Below are 25181 nucleotides of genomic sequence, written 5' to 3' on the forward strand. Positions count from 1 at the left end.
GATCCTGGAGTGCCTGTTGTCACCGTCGCCGATGACCGCCACGATATGTCCCGACCAGGTTCGTCGAGTCGAGGTGGCCGCATGGATCGCGACACGAGCACGCAGAGCCCGTCCGGGGTCACCTCCGGCCGGATCGCGCGCCGGCCCGGCACGCCCACCGGGCCCGTGGCCTCCGTGGCGACCCTGTTCCCGCACGAGCAGCCCGTCTCGGGCGCCGTCCAGGTCGTCCCGGCGTCGCACCTGCCGCACCCGCCGTCGCCCGGACCCGGTACCACCGAGGTGCAGCGCCGGATCGTGCTCGTCGTGCTCGCCGCCGCGACCGTGCTGGCCCTGGTCGCCACGACCGGTCTGGCGGTGCTCTGGTCCGGCAACCGCAAGCTCGCCGCCGAGGTCGAGGCGGCCACCGCCCAGGCGCTCGCCGCGACGGAACGCGCCGACGCGCTGCAGGGCGTGGTCGACGGGCTGCCGACGGCGGACACGGTCGACACCCTGGCCTCCCGGGTGCAGGGAGTGGAGGACTGGACCGGGCTGCCCGGCGACGGCACGGACGGCACGACCGACCTGGGCACCCGCCTGCAGGAGGTCGCGCTCGACCTGGACGGCCTGGAGGGCGACCTGCGCGACGGGCTCGGCACCGTGCGCACCGGCCTGGCCGCCGTCCAGGGCGAGCTCGCCGAGGACGACGGCGCGGCGACCTCCCAGGAGCTGGACGCCGTGCGGCAGGAGGTCGACGGCCTGCGCACCGCCGTCGACGACGTGCGCCAGGACATCGGCGTGCTCTGCTGGGCGCTGACCCTGCGTCAGGACCTCGGCGCGACCTGCTGAGGCACGACCGGGGCCGCCGGGACGACGGCGCGGGCCACGGCCGGACGCGCGCGTCGTGCTCCGCGCCGTAGCGTGGGCCCGTGGACACGACACTGCAGCGCCGGGTGCTCGTCGTCACGATCCTCGCGTCGTTCGTGTCGTTCCTCGACGGGACGGTCGTCACCGTCGCGCTGCCCGCGATCGCCGACGAGCTCGGCGGGGCCGACGCCCTGACCCTGCAGCAGTGGGTCGTGGACGGCTACCTCGTGACCCTCGGCGCGTTCATCCTCCTGGCCGGCTCCCTGTCGGACGTGCACGGCCGACGTCGCGTGCTCACCGTCGGTCTGGTGGGCTTCGCGGTGACGTCGGTGCTGTGCGCGGTCGCGCCCACCGGGCCGGTGCTGGTCGTGGCACGTCTGCTCCAGGGGGTCGCCGGCGCCCTGCTGGTACCCAGCTCGCTCGCGATGATCGTGTCCACGTTCTCCGGGGCGGCGCAGTCCCGCGCCATCGGCACGTGGACGGCGTGGACGGGCACGGCGATGATCGTCGGGCCGCTCCTCGGGGGAGCCTTCGTCGACCTCGTGTCCTGGCGGTGGGTGTTCTGGATCAACGTGCCCGTGGTCGCGCTCACCCTGTGGCTGCTGCGCGGCGTACCGGAGCAGGAGGTCACCGGCGGGCGACGGATCGACGTCCTCGGGGCCGTGCTCGTGGCCGTCGGGCTCGCCGCGGCGGTGTTCGGGCTCATCGAGGAGCAGTGGTGGGCCTGCGGCGTCGGCGGCGCTCTGCTCGTCGCGTTCTGGTGGCACGAACGACACGCCGCCGACCCGATGCTGCCGCTGCGCCTGTTCGCCGAGCGGAACTTCGCCTGGGGGAACCTCGCGACGGTCGCCGTGTACGGCGCGCTCGCGTTCGGCGGTTTCGCGCTGACGCTGTTCCTGCAGCAGGTCGCCGGGTACACCGCGACGGCCGCCGGTCTCGCCCAGCTGCCGACGACGATCGTGATGCTCCTGGCGTCGACGCGCTTCGGGGCGCTCGCCGGCCGGTACGGCCCGCGACGGTTCATGACGCTCGGTCCCGTCGTCGCCGGGGTGGGATACCTGCTGCTCCTGACGACCGACGCGAGCGCCGACTACCTGACCCAGGTGCTCCCCGCCATGGTGGTCTTCGGCCTCGGGCTGTCGATGACCGTCGCCCCGCTCACCGCGGCGATCCTCGGTGCCGTGCCGCCGTCCGACGCCGGGATCGCCTCGGCGGTGAACAACGCCGTCTCCCGGGTGGCGGGCCTGGTGGTCATCGCGTGCGCGGGGGTGATCATCGGCCCCACACTCGACGTGGACTCCTTCCACCGGGCGATGGTCGTCACGGCCGCGCTGCTCGTCGCCGGAGGCCTGGTCTCCCTGGTGGGGATCCGCGACGAGCGGAGCGCGTGAGTTCCGCCCACGGGAGAATCCCTTGCCCGCGCAGGGCGTCGTCGGTCAGCGTGAGCCCATGAGGCTCCTGGTCCTGGGCGGTTCGGTCTTCCTGTCCCGCGAGGTCGCAGCACGGGCCGCCGCCCGCGGTCACGACGTCGTCGCCGCGAACCGCGGTCGCTCCGGGACGGTGCCCGACGGCGTGCGCCACGTGGTGGTGGACCGGGACGAGGGCCTGCCCGCCGCCCTGACGGCCGAACCGTTCGACGCCGTCGTCGACGTCGCCCGCTCGCCCGGGCACGTGCGCGCCGCCGTCGCGGCGTTCCCGGCCGCGCACCACGTGTTCGTGTCGACCCTCAACGTCTACGCCGACGACTCGGACCCCTCCGGGCCGGGCGTCGGTCGCCTGCGACCGGCCTTCCCCGACGACGACGCCGACCCCACCGCGGCCGCCGACGCGTACGGCGAGTTGAAGGTGGCGTGCGAGGAGGCGGTCCGCGCGGGCACGACGAGCGCGACCGTGGTGCGGCCCGGCCTGATCGTCGGACCCGGGGACCCGTCGGGCCGGTTCGCCTACTGGCCGGACCGGATGCGCCGCCTGCTCGACGGCACCGCGCCGGTCCTCGCCCCGAACGACCCCGCCGACGCGATCCAGGTCCTGGACGTGCGGGACCTGGCCGCCTGGGTCGTCGAGCTCGCCGAGCGGCGCACCACGGGCACGTTCGACGCCGTCGGCCCGACCTCCACCGTGGGTGAGGTGCTGGCTGCCGTGGCACGCGGCTGCAGCACCTCACCCGCTTGGCGCTGGGTCGACGCGGCCACCCTGGCTGCGCTGGAGGTCCGGCCCTGGGCGGGGGAGCGGTCGCTGCCGCTGTGGCTGCCCCGGCCGCAGTACGACGGGCTCGCCGCCCACGACGCGGGACCGGCGCTCGCGGCGGGGCTCCGGGTGCGACCCGTGGCGCAGACCGCGCGCGACGTCCTGGACTGGCTGCGGGCCGATCCGGACGCAGCGGTGACCGGGCTGACGGCGATGCAGGAGGCGGAGGTGCTGCGGCAGGCCGCCGCCGGGTGAAACTGCACGCCGGAGCACGTCCAGGGCCGTGCCCGCCGGGATGTCCGGCTACGGTCGATCAGTGACGGAGCGCGAGATCGTCGAGGCTGTCGTGCTGTGCCGACCGGACGGGACGCTGAACCCGGACGCCGTCGGGTGGTCGAGGACCCCGCAGCACGACACCTCCGGGCTCGGCCGGGGGATGCGCGGGCGCGGCAGGACCAAGCGCTGGGAGTACTGGGCCGTCGTCACCCCCACCCACGTCGTGGGGATCACGACGTCGGCCCTCGACTACGCCGCGCTCCACCAGGTCTACGTCCTCGAGAAGTCGACCGGTGTCGAGCGCGGCGCCCTCGTGGTCGCGCCGCTGTCCGGCTCGGTCGAGCTGCCCGCGTCGCTGGGCGCGGGGCCGGTCCGTGCCAGCACGCGACGCGTCGCGATCGAGGTCGACGAGCTCGTGGCGCGCGGCGACGCCCCGGCGGCCACGCGGCTGCGGGCGCGCACCGAGCACGTCGAGCTCGACGTGCTCGTGGCGAGGCCGGAGGGTCACGAGGTGCTGGGCGTGGTCGTGCCGTGGTCCGACCGGCAGTTTCAGTACACGGTCAAGGACGTCGGGCGTCCCGTGACCGGCACGCTGCGGGTGGACGGCACGACCCACGAGGTCCGGGACCCGGCGTGGGCGGTCCTCGACCACGGGCGTGGCCGATGGCCGTACTCGGCGACGTGGCAGTGGGGAGTCGGGTTCGGCCGCGTCCCTGCCGGCGGGCGCTCCGGGCACGGGGGCCGCGCCGGGCGCGGGTCCCGCAGCCTGGGGGTGCAGCTCGGCGGCACGTGGACGGCCGCGGGTCCGACGACGGAGAACGCCCTCGTCGTGGACGGCCGGCTGCACAAGATCCACGACGAGCTCGAGTGGGAGGTGGACCGCCGCGACTACCTGGCCCCGTGGCGGGTGCGGGGCGCGCGGGTCGACCTGACGTTCCGGCCGTTCTTCAACCGCGTGGCCCGCACGAACCTGGGCGTGGTGGCCTCGGCGACCGACCAGTGCTTCGGCACCTGGTCCGGCAGCGTCGAGACGGACGACGGCGAGCGCCTGGTCGTGGAACGGCTGGAGGGCTGGGCGGAGGACGTCCGGCAGCGCTGGTGAGGGCTGTCAGAGCGGGAGCTTGAAGCCTTCGTGCGACTGGGCGTACCCCAGGGCGCGGTAGAACCGGTGGGCGTCGGGACGCCGCTTGTCGGACGTGAGCTGCGCGAGGCTGCACCCCCGTTCGCGCCCGCGGGCGTGCGCGTGCTCCATCAGGACGCGGCCCAGGCCCTGGCCGCGCAGCGGTTCGGCGACGCGGACGGCCTCCACCAGGAGGCGGCTCGCGCCGTTGCGGGAGATGCCGGGGACGAAGGTCAGCTGCATGCAGCCCACGACCTGGCCGTCGAGCTCGGCGACGACGAGCTCGTCCTGGGTGCTCGCCTGGATCGCCTCGAACCCGGCGACGTGCGCGGGGCCGAAGCTGCCGGTGCGCGTCGCCGCGACGGCGTCGTCGGCGATCAGCTCGACGATGCGGGGCAGGTCGGCGCGCAGCGCGGGGCGCAGGACGAGGCCGGCGGGGGCGGGGACCGTCACGGTCCGGACCGTACCAGTGGTCCGGACCGTGACGGTTGCCGCTCGCGGTGCGCGACGGCGTGGGGCGGGCGTCAGGAGACGGTGCACTCCTGGTCGCCGGCGGACATCGCGGTGACGGCCGCGGGGGTGCCGGAGCCGATGATCCCCACGGAGGCCGACTCGCCCGGAGCGAGGTCGGTGTGCCATCCCGGCGCGGTCGCCGTCACCGTGGTGCCGGACTGGGTCAGGCCGCCGCCCCAGCCCTGCTGGACGGTCTCGCCGCCGGTGAACTCCCAGGTGAGCTCCCACGACGTCATCGGCTCGTCGCCGGTGTTCACCAGGGTCGCCTGGGCCTGGAATCCGCCCTGCCACCGGCCGACGACCTCGTACGAGGCGGCGCACCGGGCGTCGGCGGGCTCGCCGGTCGGCTCGTCCGACGGGTCGTCGCTGGGCTCGTCCGACGGGTCGTCGCTGGGCTCGTTCGACGGGTCGTCGCTGGGCTCGTTCGACGGGTCGTCGCTGGGCTCCTCGCTCGCCGTCGGGGTGGGGGAGGGCGTCGCGCTGCCCGTCACCGTCGCGAAGCTCGCGTGCGGCGGCTGGTTGTACGCGGAGTTCTGCCAGGCGACGGCCATGCGGTACTGGTGGTCCTCCATGAGCGACGGGTGCGAGATGCTCGTCGGGATCGTGGAGGTGTAGATCCGCAGCGCGCTGTTGTCGCTCGTGCGCCAGATGACCTCCTCGCGCCAGTCACCGAGGATGTCGGCCTGCAGCGCCGGGGTGGACTTGGTGCCGTTGTTCGACGACACGTCCGAGCCCGTGAGCAGCCGGGTGTCGCCGGACTCGCCGTACTCGTCGATGTGGGTGCCGTCGAGGAGCTCGCGCTGGCCGTCGCCGTCCCACCAGATCACGAAGTTGGTCGACCCGGGCTTGCGGCCCACCGGGGAGTTGTCGGTGGCGCTGCGCAGCTGCGACACGGCCGACGACCACACCTCGGCGCCGGGGTTGGATGCCGTGACGTCGGCGGCGACGCCGCGACCGTTGTCGCTGCCGACGGGGTCGGCGCTGGACAGGATCCGGCCGGTGCGTGCGTCCGCCACCCAGTGGGCGGGGTCGCTGCCGGACTCGGACGGCTTGAACACCTCGAGGCCCGGGTTGGACGGCACCAGATCGCTCACGTGGTACGAGTCGCCGTGGTGGGTGCCGTTCTGCCACAGCCCGCTGCCGTCGTCGTCGATGGCCATGGAGCCGTAGAGGATCTCGTCGCGCCCGTCGGAGTCGACGTCGGCGACGGAGAGCTGGTGGTTGCCGCGTCCGGTCCAGTCCGGCCCGTTGGTGGACGAGCTGGAGTCGAAGGTCCAGCGGCGGGTGAGCTCGCCGCCGCGGAAGTCCCAGGCGGACACCGCAGAACGGGCGTAGTAGCCACGGCCCATGACGATGCTGGGTCGCGAGCCGTCGAGGTAGGCCGTCCCGGCGAGGAAGCGGTCCACCCGGTTGCCGTACGTGTCGCCCCAGGAACCGACGCTGCCGCGGGCGGGCGCGAAGTCGGCCGAGTCGAGCTCGGCGCCGTCCGTGCCGCGGAACACCGTGAGGAACTCGGGACCGCTGAGCACGTAGCCGCTGGAGTTGCGGTGGTCGGCCGATGCGCTGCCGATCACCTGGCCGGTGCCGGAGACCGTCCCGTCGGAGGTGCGCAGCGCCACCTCGTCGCTGCCGTCGCCGTCGTAGTCGTAGACCTGGAACTGGGTGTAGTGCGCGCCGGCGCGCACGTTGCGGCCGAGGTCGATGCGCCACAGGCGGGTGCCGTCGAGCTCGTAGGCGTCCAGCAGCACGTTGCCGGTGTAGCCCGACTGCGAGTTGTCCTTGGAGTTCGAGGGGTCCCACTTGAGGACGATCTCGTACTCGCCGTCGCCGTCCAGGTCGCCCACGGAGGCGTCGTTGGCGGCGTAGGTGAAGCTCCCGCTGGGGGTGCTCCCGCCGGCCGGACGGTCGAGCGGCACGTCGAGGCTGCCGGCCTCGGCGCCCGCGACGGGGGTGAACGTCAGCGAGTCGGCGACCGCCCGGACTGAGGCTTGCGCCGCGCCGGAACCGGCGCTCGCCGGCACGACGGTGTAGGTGGCGTCGTCCGCGGCGTCCGTGTCGAGGAACGTGGTCGCCCCGTCGACGGGGGAGCCGACGGCCTCGCCGTCGCGGTACACCTGGAAGGCTGTGCCGGCGCCGTCGGTGGACAGCAGGCGCCAGCTGACGACGTTGCCCTTCTCGGTCGGCGTGCTGATCACCGCGCGGCCCGTGGCCTGCTGCTCGGCGGCCGCAGCCGGTGTGGCCGTGCCGGTGCCCGTCGCCGCGGACGCGCCGACGGCGACGGTCCCGGCGAGGGCGAAGGCGCAGAGCGTGCCCACGGATGCTCTGCGCAGTGCGTGGCGGTCCCTCGAAAGCATCATTGCTCCGTTCGGTTGAGTCGATTCACCGCCCCCCGCGCCGTCGACCCTGCCAGAAAGCGGTTGCCGGAGCAACCGTCCGGCTGGTGCAGCAGGCCGTGCCGAATCGGTTCACACCGGGTTGCAGCGGTCCGCCAGCACCTGCAGCAGCCCGACGTCGGGCCGCCACGGCTCCAGGTTCCAGGTCGCCTTGTCGGGTGCGCCGATCGAGTGGCACACGAGCTGGTCGTGCATCGTCGCCGAGGCCACCTCCGGGTCGTCGGCGACGAGCTCGGACCAGACCACGTCGACCCCCGCCGTGCGGGCTTGCCGCGCCCACGGCGTCGGCGTCACGGCGAGCGAGCGCCCGCCCTCGCGCTCGTCCCAGTCGGTGGCCTCGACCCCGCGGGACGCCAGGGTGAACGTCACCGTGCCGGTGGTGCGACCGTCGGAGGACTCGTCGGGCACGACGACGAGGCTCCGGGGATCCTCCTGCCGGAACCGTGCACCGTCGGGCGGGGTGAGCCCGGCGACGGCGTCGGCGGGAGCGTCGTCCGTGCCGCCGTCGTCCTGCCCGGAGCGCACCGTGACGCTCCCGTCCGGGCGCAGCAGGAGCTCACCGGAGCTCACCAGGGTGACGGTCGCGTCCTGGTCGGGGGAGAGCTGTGCCAGGTCGAGCGTGACCGTCGACGACCCGGGCTCCGGCTCCGCGACGACGGCGCCGTCGCCCGCGCGGACCTCGAGACGGACGTCGTCGGCCTGCGCGCCGGTCGTGACGGCGTCGGCCGGGGGGTCCGACGCCGTCACGGACGGTGCGTCCGCGGCGGACGGGGAGGACGGCGAGGCCTGCGCGGACGGCGACGTCGGGGCGGACGCGCCGTCGTCGGCCGGGGCGCAACCGGCCAGGAGTGCGACCGCGACCACGCCGACGGCCGGCGTGAGGATCTGGACGGGTCGGCGCACCGCACCAGTGTGCGGCACGGGAGCGGCACGGGTGCGTGCCAGGGGGAAGGCGGCTCGGGGCTGGTGCCAGGTGGTGAGGTTCGCCTAACCTGTGTGGCGTGAGCGGATACAGCGGGCGCAAGCCGATCGAGCCGCACGTCCTCCTGGCGGAGGTGGTGCGGACCAAGCAGGTCTCGGAGCACATGATGCGCGTGACGTTCGGCGGCCAGGGCCTCGAACGCTTCACCGCCGTCGGGTACGACCAGTGGTTCCGGCTCTTCCTGCAGCGCGAGGGCAGCGACGCGATGCGTCTGCCGACCCGCACCTCGGGCCTGGGCTGGTACGCGCAGTACCTGATCACCCCGAAGTCGCGCCGGCCGTGGGTGCGCAGCTACACGGTCCGCGACGCGCGGCCCGACCTGCGGGAGATCGACGTCGACTTCGTGCTGCACGGCGCGCACGACGGCGAGGCGCACACGGGCGAACCGGGACCGGCGTCCACGTTCGCGGCGAACGCCCGTCCCGGCGACACCGTCGGCATCCTCGACCAGGGCGTCGGGTACAACCCGCGCCACGAGCACGACTGGACGCTCCTGGCCGCCGACGAGTCCGGCCTGCCTGCCGTCGCCGGCATCTGCGAGGCCCTGCCCGAGGACGCCCGGGGGATCGCCGTCGTCGAGGTCGCCACCGCCGCGGACCGGCAGGACTTCCGTGTGCCCGCCGGGATCGACCTGCGCTGGGTGGAGCGCGACGCCGTCGACGCGGCCGCCGTGCCCGGCACGGCCGCGCTGGCCGCCGTGCGCGGGCTCGAGCTGCTCGACGGCGCGGTCTACGCGTTCAGCGTCGGCGAGTCCACGCTCGCGACCGGGGTGCGCCGCTACCTCGTCAACGAGCGCGGCGTGCCCAAGACGCACGCGGACTTCGTCGGCTACTGGAAGCACGGCCGCGGCGCCGCCGGCTGAACCACCGGCTGAGCCGCCCTCGGCCTGCCGTCGTCCGCCTGCCGGGCGGACCGACGGCCCCGGCCGGCGGCCCGACGGCGTCAGACGGTGACGACGACCTTGCCGCGCACGTGCCCGGACTCGCTCGCCCGGTGTGCCGCCGCGGCGTCGGCCAGGTCGAAGGTCTCGGCGACGTCGACCCGCAGCACACCCTCGTCGAAGAGCGCGCCGAGAGCCGTCAGGTCGGCCGTCGACGGACGCACCCAGGCGTAGATCCCACCGTGGTCCGTCGCTGCCGCGGGGTCGGCGATCGAGGTGATGACCCCGCCCTCGGCGAGGACGTCGGCGCTCGCGGTGACGGACTCCCCGCCCACGTAGTCGAGCGCGACGTCCACCCCGCGCGGCGCGAGCGCGCGCACCCGGTCGGCGAGACCGTCGCCGTAGGTGACCGGTTCGGCGCCCAGCCCGCGCAGGTACGCGTGGTTGGCCTCGGACGCGGTGCCGATCACCCGGGCGCCACGGGCGACCGCGAGCTGCACGGCGAACGCGCCCACGCCTCCGGCGGCCGCGTGCACCAGCACCGTCTGCCCCTCGCGGACGCCTGACCGTTCGATCGTCTGGAACGCCGTCAGCCCGGCGAGCGGCACGGCCGCCGCCTCCGTGAAGCTCAGCAGCGACGGCTTGGGGGCCAGGGTGCGCACCGGCGCGGCCACGAGCTCGGCGAACGTGCCGCCCTGGACCACGTCCTTGCGCACGTACCCGTAGACCTCGTCGCCCACCTGGTACTCGGGGGTGTCCAGACCGACCTTCTCCACGACGCCGGCCACGTCCCAGCCGGGGACCACGGGGAACCGGGCGTCGATCAGGCCGTCGAGGTAGCCCTGGCGGATCTTCCAGTCGACCGGGTTGACCGACGCCGCCCTGACCCGCACCACCACCGAGTCGGGGCCGGGGTGCGGCTCCGGCTGCTCGGTGAGCTGCAGGACGTCGGCGCTGCCGTAGGTGTCATAGGTGATGGCTCGCATGTCTGGGGCAACGGTGCGGACCCGTCACCCATTCCGAGACCGACGCCGACCGGACCCATCCGGGTCGTGCACGACTCCGAACCGTCGTTGGGTCGCGAATGTCGTGACCTGAGACGAAGGGAACGATCATGAAGGCACGTACCCGCACCGCGCTCGTCGCACCCGCCCTCACGCTGGCCGGCCTCCTCGCGGTCGCCGGTCCCGCCTCCGCCGCCGACGGCACCGCCCAGGGAGACCTGGACCCGGTGCCCCTCAACGGCGTCGAGGGCGGCGGGGACGCGATGGTCTGGGTGGACGGCACGACCCTCACGGTCGAGTTCGCCGCCGACGGTCTGCTCGCCGGCAGCCCGCACGCCGCCCACCTGCACTACGGCGAGGACGCGAAGAACCAGTGCCCCGTCGAGGGCGACGACACCGACGGCTCCGGCACCATCACCACCTCCGAGGGCGTGCCGTCCTACGGTTCGGTGCAGGTGTCGCTCACCACCGAGGGCGACACGTCGGCGGACTCCGCGCTCGCCGTGGACCGCTTCGACACCGCCGACGGCGGCCAGATCGACTACCAGCGGGACTCCGTGGAGGTGTCCCCGGAGATCGCCGACGAGATCCTCGCCGGTGACGTCGCGCTCGTCGTGCACGGTGTCGACCACGACGGCAGCGGCGCGTACGACGGCGACACCGAGTCGGACCTCGACCCGTCGCTGCCCGCCGAGGCGACCGACCCCGCCCTGTGCGGCATGCTCACCGCCTCGCAGATGGACGAGATGCCCACCGGTGGCGTCCAGACCGGGACCGGCGGCACCGCCGGCATCGAGAACCCGGGCCTGCTGGCCGGTGGCGGCTTCGCGCTGCTCGCCGGTGCCGGCCTGACCACCGGGCTCCTCACCCGCCGTCGGACCGCCCGCCAGGACTCCTGATGGCGCACCGACGCACGGCTGCCGTCCTCGCCGCCGGGCTGCTGCTCGGCGGCGGGACGGCGGTCGCCGTCGGGCTCGGGCAGCAGGATCCCGCCCCCGCGCCGGTCGCCGCACCCCGGACGCAACCCTCGACCGGCGCCGCCACCGACCCCGCACCGAGCCCCACCCGGACCCCGACCCCGACCTCGACGCCGTCCCCGACGGCCGACCCCACCGCGACGCCGACGGCGGAACCCGTCCAGCGGGCAGCCCTGCCCGAACGGGTGCGCATCCCGGCGATCGACGTCGACTCCGACCTGCTGCACCTCGGCCTGAACGACGACGGCACCGTCGAGGTGCCCGCCGGTGCCCAGATCGACCGTGCCGCCTGGTTCGACGGCTCGCCCCGACCCGGGGACGACGGCCCCGCCGTCGTCGAAGGGCACGTCGACAGCCCCCACGGCGAGTCCGTGTTCTACGACCTGGCCACGATGGAACCCGGCCAGAAGGTGCACGTCGACCGCGCCGACGGCACGACGGTGACCTTCGTCGTCGACCGTGTCGAGCAGTACCCCAAGGACGCGTTCCCCACCCGCGAGGTCTACCGCAACACCGACGAGCCCCAGCTGCGCCTCATCACCTGCGGCGGAGCCTGGAACCCCGACGTCGGCCACTACGAGGACAACACGGTGGTGTACGCCCGCGCGGCGTGAGCCTCACTCCGGACGGACCTCGTCCGGACGCTTGTCCGGGCGCACCCCGCGCCAGACGGCGTGCCGCAGGCTGCCCTCGCCGTCGGCGTCCCCCGTCCATCCGGCGTGCAGCACCTCCACCACCACGGTGGGCTCCACCCAGCGTGCACCTCGGGCGTCCACCGCGGGGACCCCCTCGAGGGGCGGGCCCGCGGCGGCGTCGGCGCCGCGGGCCGTGAACCGGCTGGTCAGGGCGCGGCGCTCGCGGTCCGAGAGCCCGGTACCCACCCGGCCCACGTAGCGCAGCCCGTCGCCCTCGGGCACCGCCAGCAGCAGCCCGCCGACGGAGCGGACGTCCTCGGTGGGCGTCCCGGCACGCAGCGGACGCCAGCCGACCACGACCGCCTCCTGGGTGGCCGCGTGCTTGATCTTCAACCAGTCGCGCGAGCGCCGACCGGCCGCGTACCCGGCCTTGCGCCGCTTGGCCACGACGCCCTCCAGCCCGAGGCGCCGGGACTCGGCCAGGGCGTCGTCGACCGTGCCGGCCAGGGCCGGCGGGACGTGCACGGGACGGCGAGGATCGACGACGCGCGCCAGCATGGTGCGACGTTCGTCGTACGGATGGTCGGTGACGTCGGTCCCGGCGACCATCAGCACGTCGAACAGCACGAGGTCGACGCCGACGCGGCGCCGGGCCCGGTCCACCTCTCGCGCCTTGACGAGGTTCGCACGCTGCTGCAGCCGGTGGAAGCTGGGCCGTCCCTGGGCGTCCAGGGCGACGATCTCGCCGTCGAGACGCACCGGCAGCTCGTCCGGTGCGACCTGGTCGGCGAGCGCCGCGAGCTCGGGGAACGTGGGCGTGAGGTCGCGGCCCGAGCGGGACGTGAGACGGACGCGGGCGGCTGCGCCGTCGTCGGGACCGGCGGGGGTGACGTCGACCAGGGCGCGGAAGCCGTCCCACTTCACCTCGAACGTCCAGTCGTGGGCGTCGAGGCGGGCCAGCTCGGCGGGGGCGGCGCCGGTGGCGAGCATGGGGCGGGTCCGGGTGCGGTCGGGGACCTCGGGCGGTGGCGCGACGCCGGTCCCGGTCGGCTCGTCGACCCCGGGGAGCTCCGGCGTCCCGGGCGGGGGAGCCGCGTCGACCGGCTGGTCCTTGGTGCGGTGGATCAGCCAGGAGTTCTCGTCGTCGCCCCCGCGCCCGCCGGTGCGGATCAGGGCGAGCCTCCGCGGCCCGCGGCGTGCACTGTGCAGCGTGGCGATCACCTCGCCGTCGCGCCACTTCTCGAGCTCGTAGGTGCCGGAGTCCCAGATGGTCACCTCGCCGGCGCCGTACTCGCCCGCGGGGATGGACCCCTCGAAGGCGCCGTACTCGAGCGGGTGGTCCTCGGTCTGGACGGCGAGGTGGTTCTGGGCGGGGTCGGTGGGCTCGCCCTTGGGCAGCGCCCAGCTCACCAGCACGCCGTCGTGCTCGAGCCGGAAGTCCCAGTGCAGGCGTCGGGCGTGGTGCTCCTGGATGACGAAGGTCGGTGCGCCACCGGGGGAGTCGGAGGGGGCGGGGGAGTTCTCGGGCGGGCCGAAGGGCTCGGGGGTACGTCCGGCGTCCCGCTTGGCGCGGTAGGTGGCGAGGCGGTCGAAGGTGGCCAGGCGCCCGGGTGTCGGTTCGAGCTGGGACAGGTGCCCGGCCAGCAGCGGGGCGAGCAGGTCGCCGTCGTCGGTGAGGCGTCGGGCGACCTCGTCGAGGGTGAGGTGGCGCAGGTCGGGGGAGGCCAGCTCGTCCCAGGTGCGCGGTGCCGCGACGGTCGGTTCGTCACGGCCCCGCAGCGAGTACGGCGCGATGGTCGTCTTGGAGCCGTTGTTCTGGGACCAGTCGATGAACACCTTGCCGGGTCGCAGCGCCTTGGACATCTCGGCCACGACGAGGTCGGGGTGCTCGGCGGCGAGGTGTCGGGCGAGCTCCCGGGCGACGGCGGACACGGCGTCGGCGGTGAGCCGGGAGTGCGGTCCGGTGAGCGCGGCGTACAGGTGGATCCCCTTGGACCCGCTGGTGACGGGCAGCGGGTCCAGGTCCATGCCGAGCAGGATCTCGCGGGCGAGGCGGGCCACCTCGGCGCACTCGGCCAGGCCGACGCCCGGTCCGGGGTCGAGGTCGAGGACGATCCGGTCGGGCGGCAGGGGGGTGCCGGTGCGTCCGAAGCGCCACTGCGGCACGTGGATCTCCAGCGTGGCGGTCTGCCCGAGCCACGTGAGCGTGGCCAGGTCGTCGACGAGCACGTAGTCGTTGGACGACGACGTGTGCCGGATCGTGCGGCGTGGCACCCAGGAGGGGGTGGAGGCGTCGAGGTTCTTCTGGAAGAACGGCTTCTCGCCGGTGCCGCCGGGCCACCGCTTGCGGGTCGCGGGCCGGCGGGCGGCGTGCGGCACGAGGGCGGGCGCCACGGTCGCGAGGTACTGCAGGACCTCGCCCTTGGTGGTGCCGGTGGCCGGGTAGAGCACCTTGTCGAGGTTGCTGAGCGACAGGGTGCGGCCCTCGACCGTGACGCGCTGTGCCGGTGGGCTCACCCGGTCATCGTCGCGCGTGCGGGGCGCCGGCGCAGCGCCGAGAACCGTGGACCGGGAGTATCCGATACGCGGCGTGCCGGGTTGTGGACCGCGTCGCGCCGTCCCAGACTCGGTCGCAGGCGTTCGACGAGGAGCGCCCGAGGCACGAACGACGAAGGAGTTGTTCCATGCACGCAGCACCCCGCACCGCCCGCCGAGGCCTGGCAGCAGGCCTCACCGCACTCGTCGCGGCGCTCGCCGCGACCGTCCTGGCCCCGCCCGCCCAGGCGGACGACCCGATCGACTACGTCGCCCTCGGCGACTCCTACTCCGCCGGGTCCGGCATCCTGCCGCCCGACCCGAGCGCCCGCGCGGTCTGCCTGCGCACCATCCGCAACTACCCGAACGCCGTCGCCGACGCCCTCGGCGCCGACCTCACCGACGTCACCTGCGGCGCCGCCGAGACCAAGCACCTCACCACCGCCCAGTACCCGCGCGTGCCCGCCCAGCTCGACGCCCTGAGCGTCGACACCGACCTGGTGACGCTGACGATCGGCGGCAACGACTCCAGCACCTTCATCGGCGCGCTGCTCGCCTGCGCGGCCTCCGGGTCCGTCACCCTCGGCCACGGCAGACCGTGCGAGCGCACCTATGGCGACCGCTTCACCGACACCGTCGAGGAGACCACCTACCCCGCCGTGGTCCGGGCGCTCGAGGACATCCGCGAACGTGCCCCCCAGGCCCACGTCGTCATCCTGGGCTACCCGTGGATCCTGCCGGCGGAGCAGGGCTGCTTCACCAAGCTCCCCGTCGCCCGCGGCGACGTGCCCTACCTGCGCGACCTGCAGGCGACGCTCAACGACGTCGTCGAGCAGGCGGCGGAGCAGACGGGTGCGACCTTCGTCGACCTCGCCGAGCGCAGCGAGGGCCGCGACGCCTGCGCCCCCGCGAGCGAGCGCTGGGTCGAGCCGCTGCTGTGGGGCACCAACACCGTGCCCGTGCACCCGAACGCCCGGGGGCAGGCCGCGATGGCCGACGCCGTGCTGGACGCCCTCGGCTGACGCGCCGCGAGCGTCACGGTGCCGCCGCCCGGCGGCGGAGGTCGGACGACCTCCGCCGCCGGGCGGCGCGGTTCAGCAGGACTGGTCGCTGCTGTCGGTCCACGTGATGTTCGACAGGCGCGTGTTCGTGCCGCACGGCGACTCGCGGAACGTGGTGCTGCGCAGCGTGACGTTCGACAGCGTCACGTCGCGGGTGTTGGCGAACTCGCTGCGCGCGGCGATGCGGACGTCCCCGGGGCCGGAGATCGTGCCGCCGCCGATCGTGACGTTGTAGCAGTTCTCGATGAGCACCGCGTTGGACCCGGTGTCGGCGATGTCGACCCGGTCGATGACGGCGCCACCGGACTCCGAGACGCAGAACACGCCACGCCCGCCGCCCCGCGCCACGACCTCGCCGACGTGGACGTTGGTCGGGTACGAGCCGTCCACCGCACCGTTGCGGTTCGCCATGCGGAACGCGGCGTAGCCGGTGCCCGTGCCGGCGCCCTGCGCGTCGACCGTGCCGACGGTGGCGTTGACGGTGTCGTTGAGCAGCAGGCCGGAGTAGCCGGTGTCACGGGCGGTCACGGTCCCGATGGTGATGCCGTCGACGCCGTAGGTCTCCACGCCGTGGTTGGACGTGCCGGAGACGTAGACGTCGTCGACGCGGATGTCGCGCGCCTCGCGCACGGAGTCGTCGTCGCGCGAGTCGATGCGGATGCCGAGCCCGCCGGACAGCCGCAGGTCGATCTGACCGAGGTGGACGTCCGAGGACGTGCGCACCCAGATGCCGAAGTACGGTGCGCCGGTCATGGTCAGGTACGGGATCGAGACGTCCTCGACGTGCTGCACGCGCAGCGGGGCGTGGTTCGCCCGCGGTGTCCCCGTGACGTCGATCGTGCCGCAGACCTCGATCGAGGTGTGGCTGGGCAGATCCACGGACGTGCCGGCCGAGACGGTGCCCGACCCGCGCACGACGACGCGCTCGGCCGACGTCCGCCCGGCGGTGAGCCCGCCGACGGCCGCGCGCATCGCGGAGGCCATGTCCGTGCCCGAGTACAGGGAGGTCGACCCGCGGCGCGCCGTCCAGGTCGAGCCGGACCTCGTCACCTCGGTGGTGAAGGTCCCCGACCCGCACTCCCCGGTGCTGCCGCTGCCGGAGCCGGCCTTGACGAGGTCCCACACCTGCGTGGTGCCGCCGTGGGAGGTGAACTGGCTGAGCCGCCCGCCCGGCGTCGTCGACCACTCCCAGACCTCCAGCGCCTTGCCGGAGCCGCGGTTGATCAGCTGGACGCCGCCTGCGGTGTCCACCGGCCGCCACTGCTGGTTGGATCCGCTGTTCGCGGTGTACTGGCGGATCTCCGCGCCGTCGGCGGTGGACTTCGCCCACACGTCGAGCGCCTTGCCGGAGTGCGCCGAGACGATCCGGTAGTAGCCCGATCCCATGTCCTGGAACCGCCAGCGCTGCCAGGGGGCGTCCTGGAGCCGGTTCCACTGGATGATCTCGGCGCCGTCGGCGGTCGAGGCGTCCAGGACGTCGGCGGCCAGGCCGCTGTGGCGGTTGACGAGCACGTACTCGGCCCCGGTGTCGATCGTGGCCGCCTGCGCGGTGGTCGAGCCGGCGACCAGGCCGGTCACGGACAGGGCGAGGACGGCGATCGAGGCGGCGAGGCCGCGGGCGCGCCGCCTGCTCCGTGATCGGCGGGTGGCCCGGTCTCGGGCGGATCTTGCGAGGTGACGCATGGGCTGCTCCTTCGCAGTCTGGTCCGCGCACGGCGGTGACCGTGCCCGAACGTCGTCGGTCGGACGGACCGGCGCCCCCTGCATCGATGTAGAGCCGGTGTGCTCGCCACCGTAGACCGCCGCGGCGACCCCGGGAAAGGGCTGTCTCATCCGGTGGACCGACCGAGGGCGCGCGAGCCGCGGCGCGGGTGCCGCCCCTCCGCTGGGAGGTCTGCTCGGCAGGGCGCCCGCGGGGTGAGAGCATCGGCGCGTGGAGATTCCCGTGCTCTGGTCCGTCGTCCTGCTCGTCGCCGCCGCCTGGAACCTGCTGGTGTGGCCCCAGTTCTGGCGTCGCGTCACCCGCGACCCCCGTGCGCGCGACGACGCCGGTCGTCCCACCCGGTTCTACACGGTGCACGCGGTGCTGGTGGGGGTCTCGGTGGTGCTCGCCGTCCTGGTGGGCGTCGTCGGGGTCCTCGGGCTGCTCGGCTGACCGCTCGCGTCCGGCCCCGGGTCGCGTGACCATGGGGTGATGAGGGCGATCTGGAAGGGCGCGGTGACGTTCGGGCTCGTCAACGTGCCCGTCAAGGTGTACAGCGCCACCGAGGACCACGACGTGCCGCTGCACCAGGTGCACGACGCCGACGGCGGACGCATCCGGTACCGGCGTGTGTGCGAGGTGTGCGGCGAGACGGTCGCGTTCGAGCACATCGACAAGTCGTACGACGACGGCGAGCACGCCGTGGTGCTGACCAAGGACGACTTCTCGGCGCTGCCGGCGGAGTCGAACCGGGAGATCGAGGTGGTCGAGTTCGTGCCCACCGAGCAGGTCGACCCGATCCTCTTCGACCGGACGTACTACCTGGAGCCCGACTCCAAGAGCCCCAAGGCGTACGTGCTGCTGCGGCGCACGCTGGAGGAGACCGAGCGCACCGCGATCGTGAAGTTCGCCCTGCGCCAGCGCACGCGCCTCGCGGCGCTGCGGGTGCGCGACGAGGTCCTCACGCTGCAGACGCTGCTCTGGGCGGACGAGATCCGCGAGGCGGAGTTCGGCGCGCTCGACGGCTCGACCTCGGTGTCCGACAAGGAGCTGGCGATGTCGGCGCAGCTCGTGGCGAGCTACGAGGCGGACTTCGCGCCCGAGGACTACACGGACGAGTACCAGGTGCAACTGCGCCAGCTCATCGACGCGAAGATCGAGAAGGGCGACACGATGGACCCCGCCGAGACCTTCGGCGAGAAGGGCGAGGAGGGCGAGGGGGCCGAGGTGGTGGACCTCATGGAGGCGCTGCGCCGCTCGGTGGACTCCCAGAAGAAGGACAAGAAGCGCAAGAAGGCGGGCTGAGGCGCCCGCATCAGCCCGTGACGGGGGAGCGCAGGCGGTCGACGACGGCGAGCAGCTCGTCCAGCGGGGGAGCGTCGATGCCGAGCGAGGCGCGGTAGTAGATGCCGTCGCTGAGCAGGACGACGGCCCGTGCGACGGCGTCGTCGCCCACCTGGTCGGCGACGGCGGCGGTCCAGGCGTCCTGCGCCGCGTCGAGCGCGCCGCGCGCCCACGGGTAGGGGCCCTGGGCGAGCTGGGTGACCGCGAGGTAGGTGCGGTCGAACTCGCTGCCGACGGCGGACGACGTGCGCAGGAGGTACGCGACCGGGCCTTCGGGGGCGGCCCGCATGGTGGCGACGTCGGCTGCGACCAGGTCGTGCAGGTGGGCGACGACGCCCTCGACCAGGGCGTCCTTGCTGCCGAAGTGGTAGAGGAGCCCGCCCTTGGAGACGCCGGCGCGCTCGGCGACGGCGTCCAGGGTCGCGGAGCGTTCGCCGGAGTCGACGAGGAGGTCGCAGAAGGCTCGGAGCACCTTCGCTCGGGCGGTGGGCGCGGGAGGCATGGTGGCACCTTATCGCCGGATGGGTTACTGTACCGTCTGGACGGTTCAGAAGTCCGGCGCATCGCGCTGCCCTGGCCGTCCGTCGTCGTGAGAGGAACCGTCGTGGCCACCCACCTGGTAACGACACCGCAGCCCACCGCCACCAGCGCCCGACGCTGGACCGCGCTCGCCGTGCTGATGCTGCCCGTGCTGCTCGTGTCCGTGGACAACACCGTCCTGAGCTTCGCGCTGCCCCAGATCTCGGCGGCGCTCGCACCGACCGGCACCCAGCAGCTCTGGATCGTGGACGTCTACCCGCTCGTCCTGGCGGGCCTGCTCGTGCCCATGGGGTCGCTGGCCGACCGGGTCGGACGCCGACGCCTGCTGCTCGTGGGCGCCACCGGCTTCGCCGTCGTGTCCGTCGTGGCCGCCTTCGCCCCCAGCGCCGGCGCGCTCGTCGCCTCCCGGGCCCTGCTCGGGTTCTTCGGGGCGATGCTGATGCCGTCCACCCTGTCCCTGCTGCGCAACGTCTTCACCGACCGCACCGAGCGGCGGCTCGCCATCGCGATCTGGGCCACCGCCTTCGCCGCCGGTTCCGCCCTCGGGCCGATCGTCGGCGGGCTCCTGCTGCAGCACTTCTGGTGGGGCTCGGTGTTCCTGCTCGCCGTGCCGGTGCTGGTCGTGTTCCTCGTGGCGGCACCGCTCGTGCTGCCCGAGTCGAAGGACCCGGAGCCCGGCCCGCTCGACCTCGTCTCCGTCGCGCTCGCCATGGCCACGACGGCGCCGCTGGTGTGGTCGATCAAGAAGCTCGCCGAGTCCGGACCGAGCCTGGCCGCCCTCGCCGGAGCCCTGATCGGCCTTGTCGCCGGCGTCACCTTCGTGCGGCGCCAGCTCGGGCGCCCCGTGCCGATGCTCGACGTGCGCCTGTTCCGCATCCCGGCGTTCAGCGGCGGCGTGCTGGTCAACCTGCTGAGCGTCTTCTCGCTGGTCGGGTTCCTGTTCTTCGTCTCCCAGGACCTCCAGCTCGTCCACGGCCTCAGCCCGGTGCAGGCGGGGCTCGCGCTGCTGCCCGGCACGATCGGGATGGTCGTGGCCGGGCTGGGTGTGGTCCGCGTGGTGCGGCACGTCTCGCCCGCCCGGGTCGTGGCGTGCGCGCTCCTGCTGTCGGCCGTCGGTTACGCGATGGTCGCCCTCTACGGCGGGTCCGGCGCGCTGGTGCCGCTGGTGGCCGCGTTCGTGGTGCTGTCCGTCGGTGTCGGCGCGGGGGAGACCGTCAGCAACGACCTCATCGTGTCCAGCGTGCCCGCCTCGAAGGCGGGTGCCGCCTCCGCGATCTCCGAGACCGCCTACGAGCTCGGCGCCGTCCTCGGCACCGCCGTGCTCGGCAGCATCCTGACCGCCTCCTACCACCGGGCGGTCGTCGTGCCCGCGGGGGTGTCGCCGGCGGACGCCGCCGCCGCTTCCGAGACGCTCGGAGGGGCCGCCCAGGTGGCGAGCACGCTGCCCGACGACACGGCCCGCGCGCTGCTCGACTCGGCGGGCGAGGCGTTCGCGAGCGGGGTCGGCACGACGGCGACCATCGGCGTCGTGCTGACCCTGGTCGCCGCCGTCGTCGCCCTGCGCACCCTGCAGGACGTCGACGCCTGACCTGCACGGTTGGCACGATCCGGACGAATCGGTGAAGGTGGAGCCGATGACCGACCGACACACACCGCCCCGGTGGCTGCGCTGGACCCTCGTGGTCACCGCGGCCGTCGTCGCCTGCGTGGTCTACGGCGTGACCACCGCCACCGCCACGCTGAGCCTCGGGCCGCACGAGGCCGTCTACGACGTCGACACCGACGGGCTGGTCGTCGTGGACCTCGGTCCGCTCGGCACCCTGGAGATCGACTCGCCGATGCCGGCCGGGCTCGGCATCGACGTCACGGTCAAGGAGATCCCCTCCGACCTGACCGCGGTCGGCACGAGCACGACGCTCGACCGGCTCGTCGGCGACCTCAACGGCTACCTGCAGTTCTACGACAGCCCCGAGGTGACGTTCGACGCGGTCACCCAGGCGCTGCTCGTCGACGCCGCCTGGCGTGCGGGTGGCGCGCTGGTCGCCGTCGCGCTCGCGGGATGGCTGGGCTACCTCGCCCTGGGTGCGCTGCGCCGCCGGGAGCTCGCGCGCACGCTCGCGCCCCGCACCTGGCAGATCACCACCGGCGTCGTGCTCGTCGGCGTCGTCGGCGGGATGCTGGTCTCCGCCGACCCCGCGCCGCCCCGCGGCGGGCGCCAGGCCTCGGCGGTGTTCGACGGGACCGCCCTCGAAGGGGCCCGGATCACCGGGCGGCTCGCCGGCGTCATCGACACCTACGGCGGCCAGCTCGTCGCGCTGTACGACGAGAACGAGGCCTTCTACGACGCCGCCGGGGAGAACGTGCGCACCGAGTGGCGCGCCTGGGAGCGCAAGCAGGCCGTCCGCGTCCAGACGGGCACCCAGGACCCTGACGACCCCGACGTCGTGACGATGCTCATCGTCTCCGACCTGCACTGCAACACGGGGATGGCCGGACCGATCGGTGAGGTGGCCCGGCTCTCGGGCACCGACGTCGTGCTCAACGCGGGCGACACCACGATGAACGGCACGGCGGTGGAGCGGGTCTGCGTGGACGCCTTCGCCTCCGCCGTCCCCGACGGGGTGCCCATGGTGGTCTCCGACGGCAACCACGACTCGACCGTGACCTCCTCCCAGGAGGAGGCGAACGGCCAGACCATCCTCGACGGGGACGTCGTGGAGGTCGAGGGTGTGCGGATCCTCGGCGACCGCGACGTGCTCGAGACCCGGATCGGGGAGGGCACCTACGTGGCGCGCGAGCGCACGCCCGCCGAGCAGGCCGCCGACCTCGCCACCGCCGCGTGCGACGACGGGGACGTCGACCTGCTCCTCATCCACACCCCTCCGGTGGGCAACGAGGCGCTGGAGTCGGGTTGCGTGCCGTTCCAGGTGTCGGGCCACACCCACCGGCGAGCGGGGCCCGAGCAGATCGGCGGCGGCCTGCGCTACGTCTCGGCCAGCACCGCGGGTGCCGAGTCCGGGCAGGCGACGGTGGGCCCGCTGCGCGGGACCGCGGAGATGACGTTGCTGCGCTTCGACCCGGACGAGCGCCGGATGCTGGACCTTCAGGTGATCTCGGTGTCCCCGGCCGGCGAGGTGATCGTGGGCGACCGGGAGGGGATCCCGGCCGTCGTCCCGCCCGTGGGCCTGCTGGAGGTGCCCGCGCCGGAGGACGCCGAGGGTGCGGTGCCGGCCCCGGGGGACGCGCCTCCTTCGCCCGAGGACCCCGAGGACCCCGAGCCGACGGCCACGGCCGACGGATAGGCTTCCTGGCGTGATGGACACCTCGCCCGGTACCGACGGCCCTGACGACCTGACCCCGGTCGCGCAGGACTACCTCAAGGCGGTGTGGTCGGCCCAGGAGTGGGGCGAGGTCAGGGTCACCACCGGCATGCTCGCCGAGCGGCTCGGCGTGGGGCCGTCGACGGTCTCCGAGACCGTGCGCCGCCTGACCGCCCAGGGGTTGCTGGGCCACGAGCCGTACTCCGGGGTGTGGCTCACCGACGTGGGGCGGCGGCACGCGCTGGCGATGGTGCGCCGGCACCGGCTCATCGAGACCTGGCTGGTGCGCGAGCTGGGGTACGGCTGGGACGAGGTGCACGACGAGGCCGAGGTGCTGGAGCACGCCGTCTCGGACCGGCTGGTGGAGCGCATCGACGCCCGGCTCGGGCATCCCACCCGCGACCCGCACGGCGACCCCATCCCGACGGCGGACGGCCGCGTCGAACGGCCCGACGCCGTCCCGCTGGAAGAGCTGCCCGAGGGGGCGAGCGGTGTCGTCGCGCGGATCTCGGACGCCGACCCCGAGGCGCTGCGCTACCTGTCCGGACTCGGGCTCGAGCTCGACGTCGAGGTCACCGTGGAGCAGCGCCGCGACTACGCCGGCACCATCTCGCTCACGTGGCGGGGCGCCGACGGCCCGGTGGCCGTGGACCTCGGGCACCTGGCCGCGTCGCGCATCCGGGTCGTGACGACGGCGTAGGAGGTCGGGCGAAGTCGTCTGCGACCGTCCCGCCTCGGCCCGAACAGAGCCAGGTCCTCGAGTCGACCACCCACCCCCACCGGCGTCGCGGCGTCGCGTACCGGGGTGGTCCGGGCATAGGGTGGGCAGCATTCCCGACGACGTGCGCGCCTCCTGGCGTGGCGTCGTCGAATCGTTTCGAGAGGATGATGCTGTGACGACCACGGCGGCACGCACCACGGACGCCCCCACCCCGACCCCGCACGCGGGCCGGGCGCTGCTCGCGCTCGCCCTGGGCGGGTTCACCATCGGCACCACCGAGTTCGCCACGATGGGCCTGCTGCCGCAGATCGGCGGCGACCTGGGCGTGAGCGACCCCGTGGCCGGCCACGCCATCACCGCGTACGCCGTGGGGGTCGTCGTCGGGGCACCCCTGCTCACCGTGGTCGCCGCGAAGATGTCCCGTCGTCGCCTGCTGCTCGTGCTCATGGGCTTCTACACGCTGGCCAACGTGCTCAGCGCCGCCGCTCCCAGCATCGAGTGGCTCGTGGCGGGGCGGTTCCTCGCCGGGCTGCCGCACGGCGCCTTCTTCGGCGTCGGGGCCGCCGTCGGTGCCTCCGTGGCCGGGCCCGGTCGTCGCGGCCACGCCGTGGCGATGATGATGACCGGCCTCACGGTCGCGAACGTCGTCGGCGTCCCGCTGTCGACCGCCGTCGGCCAGGCGATGGGATGGCGCGCGGCGTTCCTGCTCATCGGCGTGCTCGGCGCCGTGGCGCTGGCCGCACTGTTCTGGTTCGTCCCCGAGCGCGGGCCCGTCGAGTCGAGCGTTCGCAACGAGCTCGGCTCGCTCGCCAACGGGCCGCTGTGGGTCGCCTTCGTCGCCGGGTCCATCGGGTTCGGCGGGCTGTTCGCCGTGTACACCTACGTGGCGCCCACCATCACCGGCGTGACCGGCATGAGCGAGGGCGCCGTGCCGTGGGTGCTCGCCATCATGGGCGTCGGGATGACGGTGGGCACCCTGCTCGGTGGGCGCCTCGCGGACCGTTCCGTCCTCGGGACCGTGATCGGGGGGTTCGTCGCCACCGGTGTCGCGCTGGTGGTGTTCGCCCTCACCGCGACGACCGTCGTCGGTGCCGTCAGCGGGCTGTTCCTCCTGGGCGTCACCTCCCAGGTGCTCGGCCTGGCCATGCAGACCCGGCTGATGGACCTCTCGCCGCGCACCGAGTCCCTGGGCGCGGCGCTGTGCCACTCGGCGCTCAACCTCGGCAACGCGAGCGGCGCGTTCTTCGGAGGGCTCGTCATCGCGGCCGGCTGGGGCTACGTGGCACCGGCCTGGGTGGGGCTTGCGCTCACCGTCGTCGGCCTCGCCATCGTGCTCGCCACCGCGCGGTGGCGGGCGCCGGCACGCCCGGCCTGACGTCGCCGGGCCGGCACCACACGGCCCCTGGGCGGCCGGCGGTGCCCCGGCGGCGTCAGGCGTCCCGGAACGGTGCGGTACCGTCACCGCGTGACCGACACGACGGCGACCACCGACCACGACACCACCATCGCGGGACGGCGCTCGTTCCCGTCCGCCCGCGCCTACGGCACGCTGCTCGTCGTGCTCGGCGGGATCGGCTTCGGCGGGTCGATCTGGCTCGCCGTGGAGAAGATCCTCAAGCTGCAGGACCCCGACCGCGTCACCTCGTGCTCCATCAACGTGTTCCTCGACTGCGGCGTCGCGATGGGGTCGTGGCAGGGAGCGCTGCTGGGGTTCCCCAACCCGTTCATCGGGGTGGCGGCGTTCCCCGTGGTCGTCACGACCGGCGTCGTCCTGCTGACCGGTGCCGTGCTGCCGCGCTGGTACCACCTGTGGCTGCTCGGCGGCACCGTCGTCGGCCAGCTCCTGGTGTTCTTCCTCATGTGGACGAGCTTCTACGCGCTGGTCGCCCTGTGCCCCGCCTGCATGGTCGTGTGGACCATCATGTGGCCGCTGCTGTGGTACCAGGTGGTCCGCGCGGTGCGGGACCGCGACCTGCGTGTAGCCGAGTCCCTGCGCGGCGCCGTCGTGGAGTACCACTGGGTGTTCCTCGTGATCGGTTACATCGTGGCGCTGGCCTGGCTGCTGGTCGCGGTCGGGCCCGCGCTCGTCGCCTCCTTCCGGTGAGAATCCCTGCCGGTCGCCGGGCGGCCGGCCGGTAGACTCCCGCA

The 25181-nt window shown here is 73.9% G+C and carries 22 protein-coding genes; 15 read left to right on the plus strand and 7 right to left on the minus strand.

What is annotated here, in order from left to right:
- Positions 1-81: 81 nt before the first annotated feature.
- From ACNHYB_RS00770 to ACNHYB_RS00785, 4 genes are all read left to right on the plus strand, one after another.
- The gene (locus ACNHYB_RS00770) at positions 82-825 is read left to right on the plus strand and encodes a hypothetical protein (RefSeq protein WP_418276480.1); all 744 of its coding nucleotides are present in this window, start codon (positions 82-84) and stop codon (positions 823-825) included.
- A gap of 80 nt (positions 826-905) precedes the next feature.
- Entirely contained in the window at positions 906-2234 is a 1329-nt protein-coding gene (locus ACNHYB_RS00775) for an MFS transporter (RefSeq protein WP_418276481.1), read from the plus strand.
- Between the two features lie 58 nt (positions 2235-2292).
- A complete protein-coding gene (locus ACNHYB_RS00780) occupies positions 2293-3285 on the plus strand; it encodes an NAD-dependent epimerase/dehydratase family protein (protein WP_418276482.1) in 993 nt (330 codons plus the stop codon).
- 61 nt (positions 3286-3346) lie between these two features.
- Positions 3347-4408 carry a DUF2804 domain-containing protein gene (locus ACNHYB_RS00785; protein WP_418276483.1) on the plus strand — a complete coding sequence of 354 codons (1062 nt, stop codon included), beginning with the start codon at positions 3347-3349 and terminating at the stop codon, positions 4406-4408.
- A gap of 6 nt (positions 4409-4414) precedes the next feature.
- Here ACNHYB_RS00785 and ACNHYB_RS00790 read toward each other — a convergent pair whose 3' ends face one another.
- The 3 genes from ACNHYB_RS00790 to ACNHYB_RS00800 form a co-directional block, all read right to left on the minus strand.
- A complete protein-coding gene (locus ACNHYB_RS00790; protein ID WP_418276484.1) occupies positions 4415-4879 on the minus strand; it encodes an N-acetyltransferase family protein in 465 nt (154 codons plus the stop codon).
- A 71-nt stretch (positions 4880-4950) separates the two neighbouring features.
- Entirely contained in the window at positions 4951-7293 is a 2343-nt protein-coding gene (locus tag ACNHYB_RS00795; protein WP_418276485.1) for a cellulose binding domain-containing protein, read from the minus strand.
- Between the two features lie 111 nt (positions 7294-7404).
- Entirely contained in the window at positions 7405-8235 is an 831-nt protein-coding gene (locus ACNHYB_RS00800) for a DUF2599 domain-containing protein (protein ID WP_418276486.1), read from the minus strand.
- A gap of 98 nt (positions 8236-8333) precedes the next feature.
- Here ACNHYB_RS00800 and ACNHYB_RS00805 point away from each other — a divergent pair, with 98 nt between their 5' ends.
- Positions 8334-9176 (plus strand): siderophore-interacting protein, encoded by an 843-nt coding sequence (locus ACNHYB_RS00805; protein ID WP_418276487.1) that lies wholly within the window; start codon positions 8334-8336, stop codon positions 9174-9176.
- A gap of 80 nt (positions 9177-9256) precedes the next feature.
- On the opposite strand, the gene ACNHYB_RS00810 is transcribed toward ACNHYB_RS00805, so the two are convergent.
- Entirely contained in the window at positions 9257-10180 is a 924-nt protein-coding gene (locus ACNHYB_RS00810; protein ID WP_418276488.1) for an NADP-dependent oxidoreductase, read from the minus strand.
- Between the two features lie 128 nt (positions 10181-10308).
- On the opposite strand from ACNHYB_RS00810, the gene ACNHYB_RS00815 reads away from it, so the two are divergent.
- Both ACNHYB_RS00815 and ACNHYB_RS00820 read left to right on the plus strand, forming a co-directional pair.
- On the plus strand, positions 10309-11097 hold the full coding sequence (locus tag ACNHYB_RS00815) for a hypothetical protein (protein ID WP_418276489.1): 789 nt from the start codon (positions 10309-10311) through the stop codon (positions 11095-11097).
- Positions 11097-11789, plus strand: coding sequence for a class F sortase (locus ACNHYB_RS00820; RefSeq protein WP_418276490.1), 693 nt, complete (start codon positions 11097-11099; stop codon positions 11787-11789). Before ACNHYB_RS00815 ends, ACNHYB_RS00820 begins: the two co-directional genes overlap by 1 nt.
- A 3-nt stretch (positions 11790-11792) precedes the next feature.
- Here ACNHYB_RS00820 and ACNHYB_RS00825 read toward each other — a convergent pair whose 3' ends face one another.
- Positions 11793-14327: an ATP-dependent DNA ligase gene (locus ACNHYB_RS00825; protein ID WP_418276491.1), complete on the minus strand. Its 2535-nt coding sequence runs from the start codon at positions 14325-14327 to the stop codon at positions 11793-11795.
- Between the two features lie 167 nt (positions 14328-14494).
- Between ACNHYB_RS00825 and ACNHYB_RS00830 the strand changes: the two genes are divergently transcribed.
- A complete protein-coding gene (locus tag ACNHYB_RS00830) occupies positions 14495-15367 on the plus strand; it encodes an SGNH/GDSL hydrolase family protein (RefSeq protein ID WP_418276492.1) in 873 nt (290 codons plus the stop codon).
- A 72-nt stretch (positions 15368-15439) separates the two neighbouring features.
- Here ACNHYB_RS00830 and ACNHYB_RS00835 read toward each other — a convergent pair whose 3' ends face one another.
- A complete protein-coding gene (locus ACNHYB_RS00835; RefSeq protein WP_418276493.1) occupies positions 15440-17089 on the minus strand; it encodes an RICIN domain-containing protein in 1650 nt (549 codons plus the stop codon).
- 250 nt (positions 17090-17339) lie between these two features.
- Between ACNHYB_RS00835 and ACNHYB_RS00840 the strand changes: the two genes are divergently transcribed.
- Positions 17340-17561 (plus strand): SCO4848 family membrane protein, encoded by a 222-nt coding sequence (locus ACNHYB_RS00840; protein WP_418276494.1) that lies wholly within the window; start codon positions 17340-17342, stop codon positions 17559-17561.
- Positions 17562-17600: 39 nt separating this feature from the next.
- Complete coding sequence (locus ACNHYB_RS00845; RefSeq protein ID WP_418276495.1) at positions 17601-18413, plus strand: Ku protein; 813 nt, start codon at positions 17601-17603, stop codon at positions 18411-18413.
- A 10-nt stretch (positions 18414-18423) separates the two neighbouring features.
- Here ACNHYB_RS00845 and ACNHYB_RS00850 read toward each other — a convergent pair whose 3' ends face one another.
- On the minus strand, positions 18424-18954 hold the full coding sequence (locus tag ACNHYB_RS00850; RefSeq protein ID WP_418276496.1) for a TetR/AcrR family transcriptional regulator: 531 nt from the start codon (positions 18952-18954) through the stop codon (positions 18424-18426).
- A gap of 102 nt (positions 18955-19056) precedes the next feature.
- On the opposite strand from ACNHYB_RS00850, the gene ACNHYB_RS00855 reads away from it, so the two are divergent.
- The 5 genes from ACNHYB_RS00855 to ACNHYB_RS00875 all read left to right on the plus strand — a co-directional run bounded on the left by ACNHYB_RS00855 (position 19057) and on the right by ACNHYB_RS00875 (position 25137).
- Positions 19057-20580, plus strand: coding sequence for an MFS transporter (locus tag ACNHYB_RS00855; protein ID WP_418276497.1), 1524 nt, complete (start codon positions 19057-19059; stop codon positions 20578-20580).
- A gap of 46 nt (positions 20581-20626) precedes the next feature.
- Positions 20627-22294 carry a metallophosphoesterase family protein gene (locus tag ACNHYB_RS00860; RefSeq protein ID WP_418276498.1) on the plus strand — a complete coding sequence of 556 codons (1668 nt, stop codon included), beginning with the start codon at positions 20627-20629 and terminating at the stop codon, positions 22292-22294.
- Positions 22295-22307: 13 nt separating this feature from the next.
- Complete coding sequence (locus tag ACNHYB_RS00865; RefSeq protein WP_418277961.1) at positions 22308-23012, plus strand: metal-dependent transcriptional regulator; 705 nt, start codon at positions 22308-22310, stop codon at positions 23010-23012.
- Between the two features lie 193 nt (positions 23013-23205).
- A complete protein-coding gene (locus ACNHYB_RS00870; protein WP_418276499.1) occupies positions 23206-24408 on the plus strand; it encodes an MFS transporter in 1203 nt (400 codons plus the stop codon).
- Positions 24409-24498: 90 nt separating this feature from the next.
- Positions 24499-25137, plus strand: coding sequence for a vitamin K epoxide reductase family protein (locus tag ACNHYB_RS00875; protein ID WP_418276500.1), 639 nt, complete (start codon positions 24499-24501; stop codon positions 25135-25137).
- Positions 25138-25181 lie beyond the last annotated feature (44 nt).

This window comes from Isoptericola jiangsuensis (genome assembly GCF_048320105.1).
In the GTDB taxonomy this organism is placed as follows: domain Bacteria; phylum Actinomycetota; class Actinomycetes; order Actinomycetales; family Cellulomonadaceae; genus Isoptericola; species Isoptericola jiangsuensis_A.